The organism is Rhodobacter sp. JA431 (assembly GCF_900217725.1).
Lineage (GTDB): Bacteria > Pseudomonadota > Alphaproteobacteria > Rhodobacterales > Rhodobacteraceae > Rhodobacter > Rhodobacter aestuarii.
In genome coordinates, this window is record NZ_OBMP01000007.1 from 98,103 (window position 1) to 115,682 (window position 17,580).

At 62.8% G+C, this 17,580-nt stretch carries 14 protein-coding genes; 6 read left to right on the forward strand and 8 right to left on the reverse strand.

The genetic code is table 11. The features are described from left to right. The first annotated feature begins 204 nt into the window (after positions 1–204). The 6 genes from CRO18_RS14245 to CRO18_RS14270 are packed head-to-tail and all read left to right on the forward strand — an operon-like array spanning position 205 to position 9,431. Complete coding sequence (locus CRO18_RS14245; RefSeq protein WP_097082629.1) at positions 205–3,648, forward strand: DUF2126 domain-containing protein; 3,444 nt, start codon at positions 205–207, stop codon at positions 3,646–3,648. Between the two features lie 18 nt (positions 3,649–3,666). Beyond that, on the forward strand, positions 3,667–6,078 hold the full coding sequence (locus tag CRO18_RS14250; protein WP_097082630.1) for a circularly permuted type 2 ATP-grasp protein: 2,412 nt from the start codon (positions 3,667–3,669) through the stop codon (positions 6,076–6,078). Between the two features lie 5 nt (positions 6,079–6,083). Continuing rightward, positions 6,084–6,965 (forward strand): transglutaminase family protein, encoded by an 882-nt coding sequence (locus CRO18_RS14255; RefSeq protein ID WP_076484613.1) that lies wholly within the window; start codon positions 6,084–6,086, stop codon positions 6,963–6,965. Beyond that, positions 6,965–7,687, forward strand: a complete 723-nt coding sequence (locus tag CRO18_RS14260; protein ID WP_097082631.1) for an allophanate hydrolase subunit 1 — start codon at positions 6,965–6,967, stop codon at positions 7,685–7,687. Before CRO18_RS14255 ends, CRO18_RS14260 begins: the two co-directional genes overlap by 1 nt. Further along, positions 7,684–8,697, forward strand: coding sequence for a biotin-dependent carboxyltransferase family protein (locus CRO18_RS14265; protein WP_097082632.1), 1,014 nt, complete (start codon positions 7,684–7,686; stop codon positions 8,695–8,697). The genes CRO18_RS14260 and CRO18_RS14265 overlap by 4 nt, the downstream gene beginning before the upstream one ends. Continuing rightward, positions 8,694–9,431 carry a LamB/YcsF family protein gene (locus CRO18_RS14270; RefSeq protein ID WP_097082633.1) on the forward strand — a complete coding sequence of 246 codons (738 nt, stop codon included), beginning with the start codon at positions 8,694–8,696 and terminating at the stop codon, positions 9,429–9,431. Before CRO18_RS14265 ends, CRO18_RS14270 begins: the two co-directional genes overlap by 4 nt. On the opposite strand, the gene lpxB is transcribed toward CRO18_RS14270, so the two are convergent. From lpxB to rseP, 8 genes are all read right to left on the reverse strand, one after another. Further along, positions 9,428–10,576 (reverse strand): lipid-A-disaccharide synthase, encoded by a 1,149-nt coding sequence (lpxB, locus tag CRO18_RS14275; protein WP_097082634.1) that lies wholly within the window; start codon positions 10,574–10,576, stop codon positions 9,428–9,430. The genes CRO18_RS14270 and lpxB overlap by 4 nt on opposite strands. Next, positions 10,573–11,397, reverse strand: a complete 825-nt coding sequence (locus CRO18_RS14280; protein WP_097082635.1) for an LpxI family protein — start codon at positions 11,395–11,397, stop codon at positions 10,573–10,575. The genes lpxB and CRO18_RS14280 overlap by 4 nt, the downstream gene beginning before the upstream one ends. Continuing rightward, the gene (gene lpxA / locus CRO18_RS14285) at positions 11,394–12,188 is read right to left on the reverse strand and encodes an acyl-ACP--UDP-N-acetylglucosamine O-acyltransferase (protein ID WP_097082636.1); all 795 of its coding nucleotides are present in this window, start codon (positions 12,186–12,188) and stop codon (positions 11,394–11,396) included. Before lpxA ends, CRO18_RS14280 begins: the two co-directional genes overlap by 4 nt. Positions 12,189–12,190: 2 nt before the next feature. Continuing rightward, a complete protein-coding gene (gene fabZ, locus CRO18_RS14290) occupies positions 12,191–12,652 on the reverse strand; it encodes a 3-hydroxyacyl-ACP dehydratase FabZ (RefSeq protein ID WP_097082637.1) in 462 nt (153 codons plus the stop codon). An 82-nt stretch (positions 12,653–12,734) separates the two neighbouring features. Then, positions 12,735–13,325 carry an OmpH family outer membrane protein gene (locus tag CRO18_RS14295; protein WP_212710140.1) on the reverse strand — a complete coding sequence of 197 codons (591 nt, stop codon included), beginning with the start codon at positions 13,323–13,325 and terminating at the stop codon, positions 12,735–12,737. A gap of 106 nt (positions 13,326–13,431) precedes the next feature. Then, a complete protein-coding gene (gene bamA / locus CRO18_RS14300) occupies positions 13,432–15,828 on the reverse strand; it encodes an outer membrane protein assembly factor BamA (protein WP_097082639.1) in 2,397 nt (798 codons plus the stop codon). Positions 15,829–15,947: 119 nt separating this feature from the next. Next, positions 15,948–16,121, reverse strand: a complete 174-nt coding sequence (locus CRO18_RS18880; protein ID WP_170952682.1) for a hypothetical protein — start codon at positions 16,119–16,121, stop codon at positions 15,948–15,950. Positions 16,122–16,241: 120 nt separating this feature from the next. Continuing rightward, on the reverse strand, positions 16,242–17,579 hold the full coding sequence (gene rseP / locus CRO18_RS14305) for an RIP metalloprotease RseP (protein ID WP_097082640.1): 1,338 nt from the start codon (positions 17,577–17,579) through the stop codon (positions 16,242–16,244). Position 17,580 lies beyond the last annotated feature (1 nt).

Here is a 17,580-nt window from a genome sequence, read left to right on the forward strand (position 1 = left end):
CTCCCCTGGTGCGATGCCTTACGCTAGCACGTTTTTGCATTTGCAGCATCGCTTTTTACGTGTGCTCCGGCAAAAATGCTGCACTGCAGCGTTCAATTTTTAGGCACCTGCCCGAAATTCCACAGCCTAAAGATGAAAAGTGACGCTTTGACATGGCACCGACGCGTAGCCCGCCTAAAGTCGGGCCAAGGACAGGGGACTTTCATGGCGATCCACGCATCCATTCATCACCTTACACATTACACTTATGACCGCCCGGTGACATTGGGCCCGCAAATCATCCGGCTGCGCCCGGCACCGCATTCGCGCACGCGGGTGATTTCGCACAGCCTGAAGGTGAGCCCCGGCGGGCATTTTGTGAACCACCAGCAAGACCCCTATGGCAACTGGCTGGCGCGATTTGTGTTCCCCGAGCCGGTGACGGAATTCAAGATCGAGGTCGATCTGGTCGCTGATATGACGGTCTATAACCCGTTTGACTTCTTCTTGGAGGAAAGCGCAGAGCTTTGGCCCTTTGACTACCCGGAGGAGCTACGCGAAGACCAGAGCATCTACCGCACGCCCGAACCTGAGGGCCCGCGGCTCGCGCAATTCATTGGCACGGTGGATTTCACCCAGGCCCGCACGGTGGATTTTCTGGTCGCGCTGAATGCGCGCATTTCAAACGAGGTGAATTACACGATCCGCATGGAGCCGGGCGTGCAAACGCCCGATGAAACGCTGGAAAAAGCCTCTGGCTCGTGCCGTGATTCCTCTTGGCTTTTGGTGCAGGTGCTGCGCCACTTGGGCTTTGCGGCGCGCTTTGTCTCGGGCTATCTGATCCAACTCGCCCCTGATGTGAAAGCGCTCGATGGCCCCTCGGGGACCGAGGTGGATTTCACCGATCTGCATGCTTGGGTTGAAGTGTTCCTGCCCGGGGCGGGCTGGGTGGGGCTGGACCCGACCTCGGGTTTGCTGGCGGGCGAAAGCCATATTCCGCTGGCCGCCACGCCGCACTACCGCAATGCCGCGCCGATTGCGGGGGGCTTTTCCTCGGCGGGCGCGCCGGAGGTCGGCTTTGAGTTTGACATGCAGGTCAAACGCGTGGCCGAACACCCACGCATCACCAAGCCGTTTTCCGATGAGGCATGGGATCGGCTCAACACGCTTGGCCGCAAAGTCGATGAAACGCTTGCTGCAGGCGATGTGCGGCTCACGATGGGGGGCGAGCCCACCTTCGTCTCGGTGGATGATTTCCAATCGGCGGAATGGAACACAGAAGCGGTCGGGCCGCAAAAACGCGGCCTCGCCGATGACCTGATCCGCCGCTTGCGGCATCGCTTCGCGCCGGGCGGCTTTTTGCATTACGGCCAAGGCAAATGGTATCCGGGCGAGAGCCTGCCGCGTTGGACCTTTTCGCTTTACTGGCGCCGTGATGGCCAGCCGGTTTGGCGCAACCCCGATTTGGTCGCGCGCGAGGCCGCGCCGAAACCCTTGGGGGCGAAAGAGGCCGGTCAATTCATGGCCACCTTTGCCGAGAAATTGGGCCTAGACCCGGCCTTTGCCCAACCTGCCTATGAAGATCCCGGCGAGTGGATCTTGAAAGAAGCGAACCTGCCGCCGAATGTCTCGCCGCAGAACTCAAAGCTGAAAAACCCAGAAGATCGCGCGCGTTACGCGAAGGTCTTCAACCGTGGCCTCACCGAACCCTCTGGCTATGTGTTGCCCATTCAGCCGATGTGGCAAGCCGCCGACAAGCCTGCGCGCTGGCGCTCGGAGCTGTGGAAACCCCGGCGCGGGCATATCTTCCTCATTCCCGGCGATAGCCCGGTGGGCTTCCGGCTGCCTTTGGGCGCGCTGCCCTATATTCCACCCGCCGCCTACCCCTATGCTTACCCGGCGGACCCGACGGTGGAGCTGGCCCCCCTACCCGATTTCCACGCCGCCGTGGCCGAGCGCCGCCGCGCGGTGCAAGCCGAAATTGACCGTTTGGCGCAAGAGGAAGCCGAGCGGGAGGCAATGCTGCCCCCCGTCACGCCCGGCCATGCGCAAGGGTCGATCCCCGGTGCGCCAGAGGCCGAACGCCAAGCAATGCAGCCGCAAGACACGCATCTGGGCGCGGGCACAGACCCATCGGGCGGCGCGGTGCGCACGGCGCTGACGCTGGAGCCGCGCGACGGGAAACTTTGCCTCTTCATGCCGCCTTGCGACACGCTGGAAGATTATCTGGATCTGATCGCCAGCGCCGAAGCCACCGCGGAAGAGTTGAACCTGCCCATTCATATCGAGGGCTACGCGCCGCCGCATGACCCGCGCCTCAACGTGATCCGCGTCGCCCCCGACCCCGGCGTGATTGAGGTGAACATCCACCCCGCCCATAGCTGGGAGGATTGCGTCGCCACCACCGAGGCGATTTATGAAGAGGCGCGCAATTCCCGCCTTGGCGCCGATAAATTCATGATTGATGGCCGCCATACTGGCACGGGCGGCGGCAACCATGTGGTTGTGGGGGGCGCAACGCCGAATGATAGCCCGTTCCTGCGCCGCCCGGATGTGCTCAAATCGCTCATTCTGATTTGGCAGCGCCATCCCTGCCTAAGCTATCTGTTCTCGGGCCTGTTCATCGGCCCGACCTCCCAAGCCCCGCGCATTGATGAAGCGCGCCACGACACGCTTTATGAGCTGGAAATCGCGCTGTCGCAGATTGGCGATCCGGTCGATGGTGGCCCGCTGCCGCCGCCGTGGCTGGTGGACCGTTTGTTGCGCAACATGCTGATTGATGTGACCGGAAACACCCACCGCGCCGAGATTTGCATCGACAAGCTTTACTCCCCCGATGGCCCCACCGGGCGGCTCGGGCTCGTGGAGTTCCGTGGCTTTGAAATGCCGCCGCATCCGCGCATGAGCCTTGCACAACAACTGCTTCTCCGCGCCCTCATTGCGCGCTGCTGGAATGCGCCCGTGAAGGGCCGCCCGGTGCGTTGGGGCACGATGCTGCATGACCGTTTCATGCTGCCGCACTACCTGTGGGAAGACCTGCTGAGCCTGCTTGCCGATCTGCGCCAGCATGGCTTTGACTTCGACCCGGTCTGGTTTGAAGCGCAATCCGAATTCCGCTTCCCCTTCTGCGGGCAGGTCGAGGCCGAAGGCGTGCATCTGGAACTGCGCCAAGCGCTCGAACCGTGGCATGTGCTGGGCGAAACCGGCGCGATTGGCGGCACGGTGCGCTACACCGATAGCTCGGTTGAGCGGTTGCAGGTGAAGCTGACCTCCCTGCACCAAGACCGCTACACGGTGATGTGCAACCAACGCCCGGTGCCGCTCGCGCGCACGCAAACCTCGGGCACTTCGGTCGCGGGGGTGCGGTTCAAGGCATGGCAACCGCCCGCGGCTTTGCATCCGGTGCTGCCGGTCAACACGCCCTTGGTTTTTGACATCTACGATACATGGACCGGGCGCGCTTTGGCGGGCTGCACCTATCACGTCGCGCATCCCGGCGGGCGCAATTATGACACCTTCCCCGTCAATGCCTATGAGGCTGAGGCACGGCGCTTGGCGCGGTTTGAACCCTATGGCCATAGCGGTGGCAGTTATACCCCAGCCCCCGAGGTGCCGCATCCGGAGTTTCCGTTGACGCTTGACCTGCGCCGCCCCATCGGGCTTGAGTGAGGCAAAAAGATGTGAGCCATGACCGCCAACCCCACCCCCAATCTGTTTGAGGCCTATCACCTTCGTCCGGGGGTGGCGGATGAGCTGTTTGATGCCGAGGGTGAAATGCGCCCCGTGTGGCGCCGCTTTGTGGATCGTTTCGCACGGCTCTCCCCGACCGAGGTCACGGCGAGGTTTGAACGCGCCGATCAATATCTGCGCGATGCCGGGGTGTTCTTTCGCCACTATTCGAACGAGCCGCTGAGCGAGCGCGCTTGGCCGCTCTCGCATATCCCGGTCATCTTGCATGAAAAGGAATGGGACACGATCTGCGCCGGGCTCACGCAACGCGCGGATTTGCTGGAAGCGGTAGTGGCCGATCTTTACGGCCCGGGCAAATTGGTCAGTGACGGCCATTTGCCCGCCGAACTGATTGCCGGCTCCAAACAATGGCTGCGCCCGATGGTGGGGGCGACCCCGCGCGGCGGGCATTACCTGCATGTGATCGCCTTTGAAATTGGCCGCTCGCCCGATGGCGGCTGGTTCGTCCTCGGCGATCGCACCAATGCGCCCTCTGGCGCGGGCTTCGCGCTGGAAAACCGCATGGCCACGGGCCGGATTTTCCCCGAACGGTTTCCCCGCGCCCATATCCACCGCCTTGCGGGCTATTTCGGCGCCTTTCGTGCAGCGCTCGAACAAGTGGCCCAAGGCAGCGGCGGGCGCGAACGGGCGACGGCGATCCTGACCCCCGGCCCCTCGAACGACACCTACTACGAACATACCTATATCGCGCGCTATCTGGGCTTGCCGCTTTTGGAAGGCGAAGATCTTTTGGTGCAAGACGCGCAAGCAATGGTGCGCACCATCGAAGGCCCGCAGCCCTTGGGCGTTTTGTGGCGCCGCATTGACGCGACCTTCGCCGATCCGGTGGAGCTTGACGCCACCTCACGCATCGGCACGCCGGGGCTGGTAGAGGCAGTGCGCGCGGGCAATCTGGCGATGGTCAATGCGCTGGGTTCGGGTGTGCTTGAGATGCGCGCCATGCTCGCCTTCATGCCGCGCATTTGTCAGGTACTGACCGGCGGGCCGCTCAAGCTGCCCAATATCGCGACTTGGTGGTGCGGTGGCGGGTCCGAGCGCGCCTATGTGCGCGACAATGCCGAAAACATGATGATTGGCTCGGCCTATGCCTGTGATCTGCCCTTTGATCTGGGCGCCACCACCGCGCTTGGCGGTGCGTTTCGCGGCTCGGCCCGCGCCTCGATTGCCGAATGGCTGGAGGCAGAAGGCAACATGCTAGTGGGCCAAGAGGCGGTGACGCTGTCGACCACGCCCGCTTGGGTGGATACGGGCGAAGGCCAACACCGGATTGAGCCGCGCCCGATGACGGTACGGGTCTTTGCCGCGCGCGATGCCAATGGCCGTTGGACCTTTATGAAGGGCGGCTATGCCCGGATTGGCCGCTCGGGCGACACGACGGCGCTGGCCATGCAGCGCGGCGGCGCAGTGGCCGATGTCTGGGTGGTGGGCGACCGCCCGGTGCGCCAAGACACGCTGTTGCCGCGCCCCTCGCGCGGGGTGCGCCGCGCCTCGCCCGGTATTTTGCCCGCCCGTGCGGCGGATAACCTTTTCTGGCTCGGGCGCTATGTGGAACGCACCGAAGATGCGATCCGGCTGATCCGCGCCTATCATTTGCGCCTTGCCGCCACCGACAACACCGAAGATGCGCGACTGCGGCTCTTGCGGCACTTCCTTGAAGGCTATGGGATCGACCTGAAAGAGCCGGTGCCAAGCGCCTTGATTGACCGGCTGGAGGCCGCGCGGGCCTGCGCCTCTAAGGTGCGCGACCGTTTCTCGACCGATGGTTGGTCGGCGCTTGGAGATTTGGCGAAAACCGCGCGGCAAATGCACCAAACCGCGCAGCCGGGCGATGATTCCGCCCGCGCCATGTCGGTGCTGTTGCGCAAGATCACCGGGTTTTCCGGCCTTGTGCATGAAAATATGTATCGCTTCTCGGGGTGGACTTTCCTCAGCTTTGGTCGCGCGCTCGAACGTGCCGATGCGCTTTCCGCGGTGCTTGCCACCTTTGCCGACCCCGGCGCGCCAACCGGGGCGCTGGATATCGCTATAGAAGTGGGCGACAGCGTGATCACCCATCAGCGCCGCTACCGAATGGAGCGGTCGCGCGACACGGTGGTGGATTTGCTTGCCCTGGATGGCGACAACCCGCGCTCGCTTCTGTTCCAAGTGGGGCGGCTGCGCACTTTGGCCGCCGATCTGCCCTATGCGCGCGAAAAGGGGCGCTTGGCGGCACTATCGCGGGCCATCGTGCCGGTCGAAAGCCTGCTTTCGGTGGCAAGCCCCGATGATATCACCACGGAACGGCTGATTGAGATGCGCGGCGAATTGGCCGATGTCTCAAACCTCGTTTCGCAACGCTATCTGCGGTGAGCCCCATGCGCTATGATATCCGCCTGAGCATTGATTACGCCTATGCCGCTCCCTCGGACCATTTGCGCAACCTGCTGCGGCTGTTGCCAGCCGAAATACCGGGGCGCCAGCGGGTCTGGACCCGGCGGCTCACCGTAACCCCTACCCCCGAAGAACGCCGTGACCTCCCAGATTTCTTTGGCAATTGGATGACCTCGGTGGCGTGGCATCACCCGGTGGCCGAGGCGCAATTTGAACTTAGCGCACGGGTGGACCGCTTGGCCGCGCCCGAACCACTGGATCTTTCGCCGCCACTGCATGACCTGCAAGCCGAGATCACCGCCGAGATGACGCTTTCGCCTGCGGCCCCGCATCACTTTCTGGGCGCCTCGCCGCGCGTGACCCCCTGTTCCGAAATCACCGCCTTTGCCCGCGCCGCCTGCCCGCGCAATGCCACGGCGGCCTCTGCCGTTGCCGCAATTGGCCACGCGCTTTACCACCGCATGACCTTTGATGCCGAGGCCACAACCGTTGACACGCCAATGCGCGAGGCTTTCGTGAACCGGCGCGGCGTGTGCCAAGATTTTACCCATGTGATGATTGCGGCTTTGCGCGGCATCGGCATTCCGGCGGGCTATGTTTCTGGCTTTTTGCGCACCTTCCCGCCGCCGGGCGAGCCCCGGCTCGAAGGCGCGGATGCGATGCATGCGTGGGTGCGCGCTTGGGCGGGCCGCGAGATGGGTTGGATCGAATATGACCCGACGAATGACCAACCGGCAGGCGAAGATTACATCACCGTCGCGGTGGGGCGCGATTATGATGATGTGGCCCCGGTGCGTGGGGCGTTGCGCTCGGCGGGGGGGGCCGATACCAGCCAATCGGTCGATGTGCTGCCGCTGGAAGATTGATGCCTGACACCCCCGAAATTCTGCCCCTCGGTCTCGATGGGGTGCTGGTGCGCTTTACGACCCAGTTTTCCGACGATGCAAACCTTGCCGCACAAGCTTTGGCGGCCGCACTTGAGGCCGATCCGCTGCCCGGACAATGCGAGGTTGCGCCGGGGCTTGGCTCTGTTTTGCTGCGTTTTCTGCGCAGCGAAACCGCGCGGGCGGACCTTGTGAGCGCGCTGCAAGAACGTCTCGCCGCCCCCGCGCCCAACCTGCCCGCGCCGCGGCATTTTCTGGTACCCGCCTGCTTTGGCGGCACTGCTGGCCCGCAACTCACCGAGGTCGCGCAACGGGCCGGGCGCAGCGAAACAGACATCATTTCAGAGCTTTGCAGCACAGAGTTGCGTGTGCTCGCCTTGGGCTTCGCCCCCGGCCAGCCCTATCTTGGGATGCTCCCGGCGCATTGGGACATGCCGCGCATGCCGGACCTCAGCCCCCAAGTTGCGCCGGGCACGATCACCACTGCGCTCCGCCAGATCGTGCTTTTTGCCAAAACCTCTCCAACAGGCTGGCGCGCGCTTGGCCGCTGCGCGTTGCGGCCCTTTGCACCGGGCGCCGAAGACCCGTTCCTGCTGCGCCCCGGCGACCGGCTGCGCTTCGTGCAGGCAACTGAGGCGGAAATCGGCGCGCTTGAGGCAACGGGTGACCCGATGGGCGGCGCCATTCGGAGTTTTCCGAAATGACGAATGCGCTCGAAGTGCTTGCGGTCACGTCACAAATCACCGTCCAAGACCTCGGGCGGCCCGGTTTCACGGCCCTTGGCCTTTCTACCGGCGGGGCCGCAGATCGCCGCGCTTTATGGGAGGCGGCAGCGCTTTTGGGCCAGACCACCCCGCAAGCCTGTTTGGAAATGCCGCTCACCGGCGGACGGTTTCGCGCGACTTGCCCCACCCGCATCGCGCTGACCGGCGCGCCGATGCGGGCAAGCCTAGCGGGCCGCGCGCTGCTTTGGAACGCGAACCACACGTTAGCGCCGGGCGAGGTGCTCGAAATCGGCCCCGCTGAGGCCGGAATTTATGGCTACCTGTCTTTTGCAGGAGGCATTGCCACGCCGCCGCAATTGGGGGCACGCGCGACGCTGGCGAGCGCCGGGCTTGGCACGGTGGTGAACGCGGGCATGTGCCTCCCCCTCGGTCCCGACCCTGCGCCCGATACCCCTGCGCAGCGCCTGCCGCTTGAACCGCGTTTTGCAGGCGGCGTTTTGCGCGTGATGCCGGGGCCGCAGACAGAGTTGTTTGACACGGCGACCCGCACGCGCGCCTTCGCCACCCCGTTTCGCGCAGGCGCTGGCAGCCGTCAGGGCGTGGCGCTGACGCATGAGGGCGCGCCCTTTGCCAGCCAAACGGCGGGGCTTTTGTCGGATTTCATCACGCCGGGCGATGTGCAAACCACCGGCTCCGGCCAACCCACGATCTTGCTCGCGGAGTGTCAGAGCATTGGCGGCTATCCGCGTTTGGGCACGGTGATCCCCGCCGATCTGCCGATTGCCGCGCAGGCCCGCCCCGGCACGGCGCTGCGGCTTGCCCCGGTCACGCTCTACGAGGCCGAGGCGCTTTCGCCCGAAGAACCCGCCCTCCTCGCTCAGCTTCGCAAAGCGCTGCAACCGCTGATCCGTGACCCCCATGACATTGCCGATCTGCTCAGTTACCAACTGATTTCGGGCGTGGTGCGCGGCGATGAGGAGGATCTATGAACACCGATCTGAATGCCGATATGGGCGAAGGCGCGGGGTCAGACGATGCGCTTTGCGATGTGGTGACCTCGGCCAATATTTGCGCGGGGCTGCATGCAGGCGGGCCGCTTGAGATGGCGCGGGTGCTGCGGATGGCTGCGGGCAAAGGCGTCGGGCTGGGCGCGCATCCGGGCTTTGACGACCGGGCAAATTTTGGCCGCACGCGGATGGTGCTGAGCGTAGACGAAATCACTGACCTCATCACCTATCAAACCGGGGCGATGCAAGCGGTGGCGCAGGCCAGCGGCCTAAGGCTCAATCATTTCAAGCTGCACGGGGCGTTGGCCAATATGGCCTCCGAAGATGCCACGCTGGCGCGGGCCTGCTACGAAGCCGCGCTCGGCGTGGTGCCGGACTTGAAAATCATGGTGCTCGCCGCCACCGCTCAAGAAGCCGCCGTCCGGGAGATGAAGGCCGCTTGGGTGGGCGAGATTTTCGCCGACCGCACCTATAATGATGATGCGACGCTCATGGACCGCGCCCTGCCCGGCGCGGTACTGCATGATGCCAGCGCCGCCGCAGAGCGGATTTTGACGATGCTGCGCGCGGGCGCAATCATCGCCAAAAGTGGCCATCAAATCCCGACCAAAATCGACACGATCTGCCTGCATGGAGATACTGCCGAAGCGCTGGAAATGGCGCGGGCTTTGCGCGCGCAGTTGCAAGCGGCGGGTGTGACGCTCGCGCGGTTCTAACGGTTCAAAAACGCCAAAACAGAGCGTGCCGCGCGCAGCCCCGGTGCCTCGCCCCCCGCGCCAAGGCGCTGCATCGTGCGCTCCATCGCGTCGAGCTGCGCTTTGCGTTTGGTGGGGTTTTCGAGCAGTTCCAAAAGCGCGCCCGACATCGCGCCGGGCTTGCAGGCGGGGCCAAGGAATTCGGGCACGGCGCGGGTCTCAGACACAAGGTTGACCAGCGTCACCGTATCCACCCGCAAGAGGCGCGAGATAACGTGCCACGACAGAAAATTGGCGTCATAGCCAATCACCATCGGCGTGCGGCTCGCGGCCAATTCAAGGCTGACGGTGCCAGAAGCCGCGAGCGCCAGATCCGCCGCAGCAAAGGCGGCGCGTTTGTCGGCCGTGGCCTCCACCACGATCGGCGCAACGGGCCAGCGCGCCGTCATATCGCGCACCAGTTTCGCCACGCCTTTGACCGTGGGCACGACGACGCGCAGCCCCGGTTCACGGTCACGCAGCCGCATCAGCGCCTCGTCAAAACGCGGACCAAGGCGTTTGACCTCCCCCGCGCGCGAACCCGGCAGGCACAAAGCCAAGGGCTGATCGGGGCCGATCATGAAGGTCTCGCGAAACTCGGCCGCCTCGGCCTCAGTGGCGCGGGGTTCGGCCACCACCGGATGGCCGACAAAATCGCAACTCATCCCGGCCGCGGTCATATAGGGCGGCTCAAACGGCAAAAGGGCGAGCACATGGTCGATCACCTTGGCCATTTTAACGGCGCGCTTTGGCCGCCACGCCCAGACCGAGGGCGCCACATAATGCACGGTTTTCTGCGCGGGGTTGGCCGCTTTCACCAAATGCGCGACGCGCAGGCAAAAATCGGGGCTGTCGATGGTGATCAGCGCATCGGGGGCAAAGGCACTGACCGCCTGTGCGGTTTCGGCAATGCGGCGTTTCAGGGCGCGGTATTTGGGCAGCACTTCGGCCAGCCCCATCACCGAAAGCTCGTGCATCGGGAACAGGCTTGTTAGCCCCTCCGCCTCCATCTCCGGCCCACCGATCCCGGCAAATTCCACGCCCGGCGCGAGGTCTTTCATCGCCGCCATCAGCGCGGCACCAAGCTTGTCCCCCGAGGCTTCACCGGCGAGGAGGAACAGCTTCATGCGCTGCGGCCCCAGAGGAAAACGCCCGCCGCTTCGGCGGCTTGCACGGTGGCATCGCGGTCGATCAAGAGCACGCCGCCCGCTTCAAAGACGATGCCCGCCAAACCTGCGGCGGCGGCTTTGGCCACGGTGTTGGGGCCAATCGCGGGCAGGTCAATACGGCGGTCCTGGCCGGGTTTAGGCGCTTTGAAAAACACCCCGGTCTTGGCGCCCGGCGCCAGCGCGCGATGCGCGGCGACAAAATCGAGCATCGCATCGGTGCCCGGAAGCGCTTCAACCGCCAAACACAGGCCCCGCGCCACCACCGCGCCTTGGCCGACATCCACCGCGCCAAGGGCGGAAACGATCTCAGCCGCGCGTTCGGCATCGGCTTTGTCTTCCTCGGTCAGGGTGCCGCAAATCAGCCCCTCAACCGGAACCAGATCAGGGCAGATCTCATCCGCGCCAATCACCTCAAAGCCGAACTCTTCAAAAAGCCCGATCACTGCGCGAAGCGTGGCGTCATCCCCCGCCTGCATCGCGCCGACAAGGCGTGGCACCAAGGAGGCGGTGCGGGCGTCAAACATCTCCGGCTCAAGCTTGGGGCGCTGCATCGCGCCCGCCAAGCACACCCGCGTGATGCCACGCTCGGCCAAAGCGTCAAACAACGGCACAAGCCGCTCGACCCGGAAATGCAACACGCCGATACCCTTCACCGGCGCGGGCGCCCCTTCAGGCACACAAACGAGCATTTCGGGCGCGGCGACCACAAGCCGGGCCGGCAGGCTGCCCTGCCCCGCAATCAGCGCGGTTTCCGCACCAATGGTCCCCGCCCCGCTCATTGCGGCGTCAGGAAGCTGCGGTCCGACGGACCAAGGATGAAATCGAGCACTTCGCGCACCATTTCGCTCTCGCTACCTTCGTCCGAAAGCTTGCGGGCTTGGTCGCGGAAATTGCCCGCGCCCAGTTCGGTGAACATCGCGCGCAGGGCGCTAATGTCGCTGCGCGCCACGCCGCGCCGTTTCAGCCCCACAAGGTTCAAGCCTTCTAGCGCGGCGCGTGGCCCAGCCACCAACCCATGCGGGATCACATCGGCCGTCACCATCGACAAAGCGCCGATGATCGCCCCATGCCCAATGCGCACCCATTGGTGCACGCCCGACAGCCCGCCGATGATCACATCATCTTCAATGACACAATGGCCCGCCACGGCGACGGAGTTCACCAAAATCACCCGATCGCCAATTTGGACATCATGCGCCACATGACTGTTCGCCATGAAAAGCCCGTCATCGCCCACTTTGGTGAGCCCGCCGCCGCCTTCGGTGCCGCAGTTCATCGTGACATATTCGCGGATGCGGTTGCGCGCGCCAATTTCCAGCCGCGTTTCCTCGCCGCGATATTTCAGATCTTGCGGGATTTGACCAAGCGAAGCGAAAGGAAAGACCACCGTTCCCTCGCCCACCGTAGTATTGCCCGCAATCACCACATGCGATTTCAGCTCAACATTCGCCGCAAGCTTCACCTGCGCGCCAATATGGCAAAACGGGCCAATTTTACAGCCCGGGCCGATGCTGGCACCTTCCTCGATCACCGCCGAGGGGTGAATATTTGCCTGCGCGTCGCTGTTCATACTCAGCCTTTCAGATCCATCATCGCGGTGAATTCGGCGCTTGCGGCCAATTCACCCTCAACGAAGGATTCGCCCAAGAACTTCCAGACTTTGCCGCCACCGCGTTTCACTGTGACTTTCATTTCCAGCACATCGCCCGGCACCACCTTACGGCGGAATTTGCACGCATCAATCGCCATGAAATAGGTGCCCAAGGGTTTGTCGATCACATTCATCGAAATGCCAACAACCACGGCCGCGGTTTGCGCCATCGCTTCAACGATCATCACACCGGGCATCACCGGCTCTTCCGGGAAGTGGCCGGTGAATTGCGGTTCGTTGTTGGTGATGCACTTGATCCCGACCGCGCTTTCAAAGGGGACGATGTCGCGCACTTTATCGACCATCAAGAACGGGTAGCGATGCGGGATAATCCGCTTGATCAGGCTCAGATCGGCAGAGGTATAGGGTGCGGGGTCGCTCATCTTCGGTCCTTCCTGAAACGGGTCAGCCTTTTGGCTTTGCTAGCCTTGCCGGGCGCGGTTTTCAAGGCGCGCCGTCGCCACGTCAATTCCCAGAGGGGCGCGTGGTGTCGGGTAAGCTTGGGGTTTGCGGCATCGGCGCAGGCAGCTCACCCAATGGGGCGGGTGTGTCTGGCAGGGACTGCGTCAAGCCGTCGCCCATGCGCGCATTGACCATATCGACCAGTTCATCGGTGATATCAGCCGCCTCAAGCCCGCGGATGATCGCCCGCCGATCAAGCAGCACCACAGCCCCACGCGAGGCCAAAAACTCATCCATCAAAGGCGCGACGCTGGTGTAAAAAGCCTGCCGCTGGTTTTCAAAGCTTTGGCTCAACGCCTGAGATTTCGCACGTTGCGCATTGCGGATCCCGGTCGCGCGTTCGTCAAAAGCATCGGCCTCAGCGCGAAAGGCCCCCGGCGCAAGCGAGGCACGACGATCCGTCAGCGATTTTTCCTCGGCGATCAGATCATCGGCGATACGGTTGTTTTCCGCAGTGAGCGCCGCAGATTCAGCCGCAAGTTCGGACATGATGCGTTTGCCCCAGAGCGTGCGCTCAAAAAGCCCTTCCACATCCATGGTCAGCACCGGAAGCGGCGCCTGCGCCCCTGCTCCGTCTTGTGCGGATACGGGCACAGCAACGGGAAGCAACAGCGCGACACCCAAAAGGCTCGCGCGCAAAAGGCCGGGGAGCCCCCCCGGCCTTGCAAAGATATGCGGACAAATGCCTCGCATGCGCCGCTCAGAACTTCGTCGAGATCGTCAGATCGAAGCTTTGCTCAAGGTCATAGTCTTCTTTCTGAAGCGCTTTCGAGAAGTTCAACCGCAGCGGGCCAAGCGCCGAATCCCAGAACACCGAGAAGCCGACCGCCGTGCGCAGATTGAAACCGTCTTCAATCTCATTACCGCCTGTGGCCCCACCACCGGTGTTATCAAGCCCCCAGACCGAGCCCGCATCGAAGAAGAGGCCGCCATGAATGCCGTATTCCTCGGGAAGCCCCACAGGGAATTCGCTTTCAAGGCGCAGCGCAGCGAAATACTTGCCGCCCATCGCATCTTCGTTGTTGGCGGCATTATCACGCGGGCCATAGCCATAGCTTTCGAAGCCGCGAATTTTGCCATTGCCCGAGAAGCGATCCAAGATCGTGAGCGCGGTGCCGCCACGTGCGGCAATCGCCCCACCCTCAAGCTCCGCCCGCAAGATCACGTCTTCATGGAAGACCTTCCGCTCTGCACGCAACAGCGCGGTGGTTTTAAGCGCTTCAACATCGCCCCCCAAGCCGTACAGATCTTGGCTCAAGCGGAAGGTGAAGCCGTAGCGCGGGTCGATCCCAGTGCGGCGCGTGTCATAGGTGTAGGTATAGCCGATGGCAGAGCTGTCGCGCTTACCTTCTTCTTGCTCAAGCGCCCAAGAAGACCAGTAGTTGTCATCGATATCCGCATCCGCCGCAGCATCAGCTTCGCTCGTCACCCCGCTCAGCTCGTTGCTGGCCCAAGTGTAGCGCAATTCCAGCCGCGAATTCCGCGCGATCGGGAATTCGATCGAGGGCGAAATCCCATACATCTTCGTATCGAAGTCGGTGCTGTCGCTTTCCGACGTATTGTACCACAGCCGGATGCGGCCCTTCAGGTCGCGCCCAAGAAGATGCGGTTCGATGAAGTCGATCGAATTGCTCTGGTTGTCAGAAGTCGTCCCGATCGAAACACCCAGATATTGCCCGCGCCCAAGGAAGTTGCTTTCTTCCAACGAGGCGTTGACCCCGAAGCCTTGCGAGGCACCATAGCTCGCCCCGAAGCTCAGCGAACCAGTGGGCTGTTCCTCGACGTTCACGTCGACCACAACCTGATCGGCACTGGAGCCTTGACGCGATTCGACATCCGCTTTCGAGAAGAACCCAAGCGCGCGGATACGTTCCGCCGAATTGCGAATTTCACGCGGGTTGAAGGGGTCCCCTTCGACCGTGTTGAACTCCCGCCGCACCACCGAGTCGAGCGTCGTGGTGTTGCCCTCAATATCAATGCGCTCAACAAAGACACGCTGACCGCGCACCAGCGCGAATTCGACATTGAGCGTTTGCGTGCGCGGATCGCGCGTGATGCGCGGATCGACGCGGACGAAATTCGCGCCTTGGCGCAGCGCGACCTCTTCCATCCGGGTCACAGCATAATCCAGAGCGGCCGGCGAATAGATCGCGCCATCGCGGATTTTGATCAGTCCTTCGAAATCCGCAGCATCCAGCTCGCTCACTTCCGAGACAACCGTCGTGGTGCCGAAGTGGTATTGCTGGCCCTCGCGGATGTTGAAGGTCATAAAGAACCCTTCGCGGTCACGGGTCATTTCCGAAGAAACACCGGTCACTTCCACATCGGGATAGCCACGCGAGCGGTAGAAATCGAGCAGCATCTGCCGGTCCAGCGCGACCCGGTCAGCGACAAAATTGTCGCGCTGAATAAGGCGGTGCAAAATGCCCGCTTGTTTCGTTCCCAGCACGTCGCGCAGGCGGCGATCGGAATAGGAGCGGTTGCCGGTAAAGGTGATGCGGTTCACCTCGGAAACGGCACCTTCCTTGATCTCAAACACCACGTCGACGCGGTTGCCAGAGCGCTTGATCACTTTCGGATCGACGCGGACGTTCAAACGCCCCGCCTCAGCGTAGCCCTGCGCAATCGCCGCAGCATCCGCTTCGACCAAGGCAGGCGAGAAAATGCGACGCGGTTGCGTTTTCACGACTGTGGAGAGGATCTCGTCTTTGAGCGCTTTGTTGCCCTCAAAATCGACCACGTTCACCGTCGGGAATTCTTGCACCTTGATCGTCAGCGTCGCGCCGCGCGGGATCAGTTCAACGCTTTGGAAAAGCCCCGAGCCTTGAAGGCGCTGATAGGCATCGTTGAGCGCCCCGGCCCCAAGGCTTTGACCTTTGCCGATGGCCGCAAACCCAAGGATCGTTTCGGGTTCAACGCGCTCGTTGCCCTCGATCACGACCTTTTGGAAGGAATAGCTTTGCGCCAAGACCGGCGCGCCCACAAAGGCAATCGGCGCCGCAACGGCAAGGAAGGTGGTCGTCGCCAAAACCCGTGCGCGATGGCCAAGCCTGCGCGTTTTCGCCGTGGGTTTTGCGCCCTGCAGCCGGTTCGTCATCCCTTTACCCCGCCAGTGTCTTTGCAACATCTTGTTTGTGACTAGCGAGAAAGAACGGCCTTGTCAAAGCGACTGAGCGGCCAAGCGGCGATAGAGTGAAGCGCTGTGGGAAAGAGGTCTTAAAGCTGGTATGAGGCGGGCGCCATCGGGCCCATCATCTCATGCAATTGCACGCCGATCACGGCGGCCCCGGAAAGCGCGACCATGATCGCGGCGGGCATCAACAGACGGTCCAGCGTGAGATCCCACACCAGCGACAAGCCGCGATAACCTTCTGCCAGAACCATCGTCATGAGAGTGCTCCCTATCCGTCAGGATCGGGTTACCCCTCTATTGCGGCGCAAATGCGGCTGAATATGGCGAAAATGAGGCTTTTGCGCCGAGCCGAAAGGCCAAGCGCAAAAGCGTCTCTTTTAGCAAGAGATGTCGTTCCAAAGGCCAAAGGCCATCAGGCTCAGCACCAGCGCAAGACCGACCGACACCATCATCGACATCACACGATCTGACGGCGGCTTGCCGGTGATGCCTTCCCACAGATGGAACATCAAATGGCCGCCATCCAACACGGGAATCGGCATCAGGTTGATAAAGCCCACAGCGGTGGACAAAAGCGCGATAAACCAGATGAAATCCGCCAAGCCAGATTTGGCCGCCGCCGCCGACCCTTCGGCAATGCCAATCGCGCCGCGCAGGTTACAGCTTGAGATATTGCCCAAGACCATATTCTCAATCGCCGAGACAGAGGCGGTGACGGTGCGCCAAGTCTGTTTGGTGCCGTTCACCAGCGCCTCGCCAACGCCACCGCGCTCGGTTTCGGGCGAAAAGCCCATCCCCGCCATCAGTCCGATCTTATAGTCGCTGGTAAAGCTGCCATCGGCTTGCGGAATGTCGATGATTTTGGGCGAAAGCGTGATGTTCAGGGTCTCGCTCGTGCCATCCTCGCCGGGGCGCCAGATTTGTAAATCCAGCGGCGCGCCTTTGGTGGCATCGACGGCGGCCACGATGTCTTCGAAGCGCCAAATCTCTTGCCCATTGATCGCGGTGATCACATCGCCCGCCAACAACCCCGCCTCATAGCCCGCCGATTGCGGCACCACCTGATCGGCGCGCGGCGGCGCGATTTGTGGCCCTTCGACCTCCATATCCGCGCCATCGCGGTTGATGCGATAGGTCAGGAATGGCGCTTCGGGCGTGGGAATATCCATCAACGCGCTGTAATCGGGCAGGTCCACGCCTTCGATGGCCAGAACCGCATCACCGGGGCGCAGATCGCCCGAGCCATTCGGCAGCGCGACAATTTCCGCCACGCGCGGCGGCTCAACAGCCGTGCCCTGCCACCAGATCGCTGCCCCAAAGACGAAGATCGACAGGATGAAGTTGAATGCGGGGCCCGCCGCGACCGTGGCGGCACGCGCCCAAAGCGGAGCACCATGCATGGTTTGCCGCCGCTCGGCTGCGCTCAGCGCCGCCATCGCACCTTCGTCAGCGCCCGCCGAGGCTGCATTGGCATCGCCCAAAAACTTCACATAGCCCCCCGCCGGGATCGCCGAAAGTTTCCAGACGGTGCCATGTTTGTCTTTGCGGCTGATCAGCGTCGGGCCAAAGCCAATCGAGAACGCCTCGGCCTTGATGCCGCAAATCCGGCCAATGATGTAATGGCCGTATTCATGCACCGTAACGATCACGGAAAGCGCAAGGATGAAGGCGATGATGGTGTAAAGCAGGTTGCCGAAATCGGGCAGGAATTCCAAG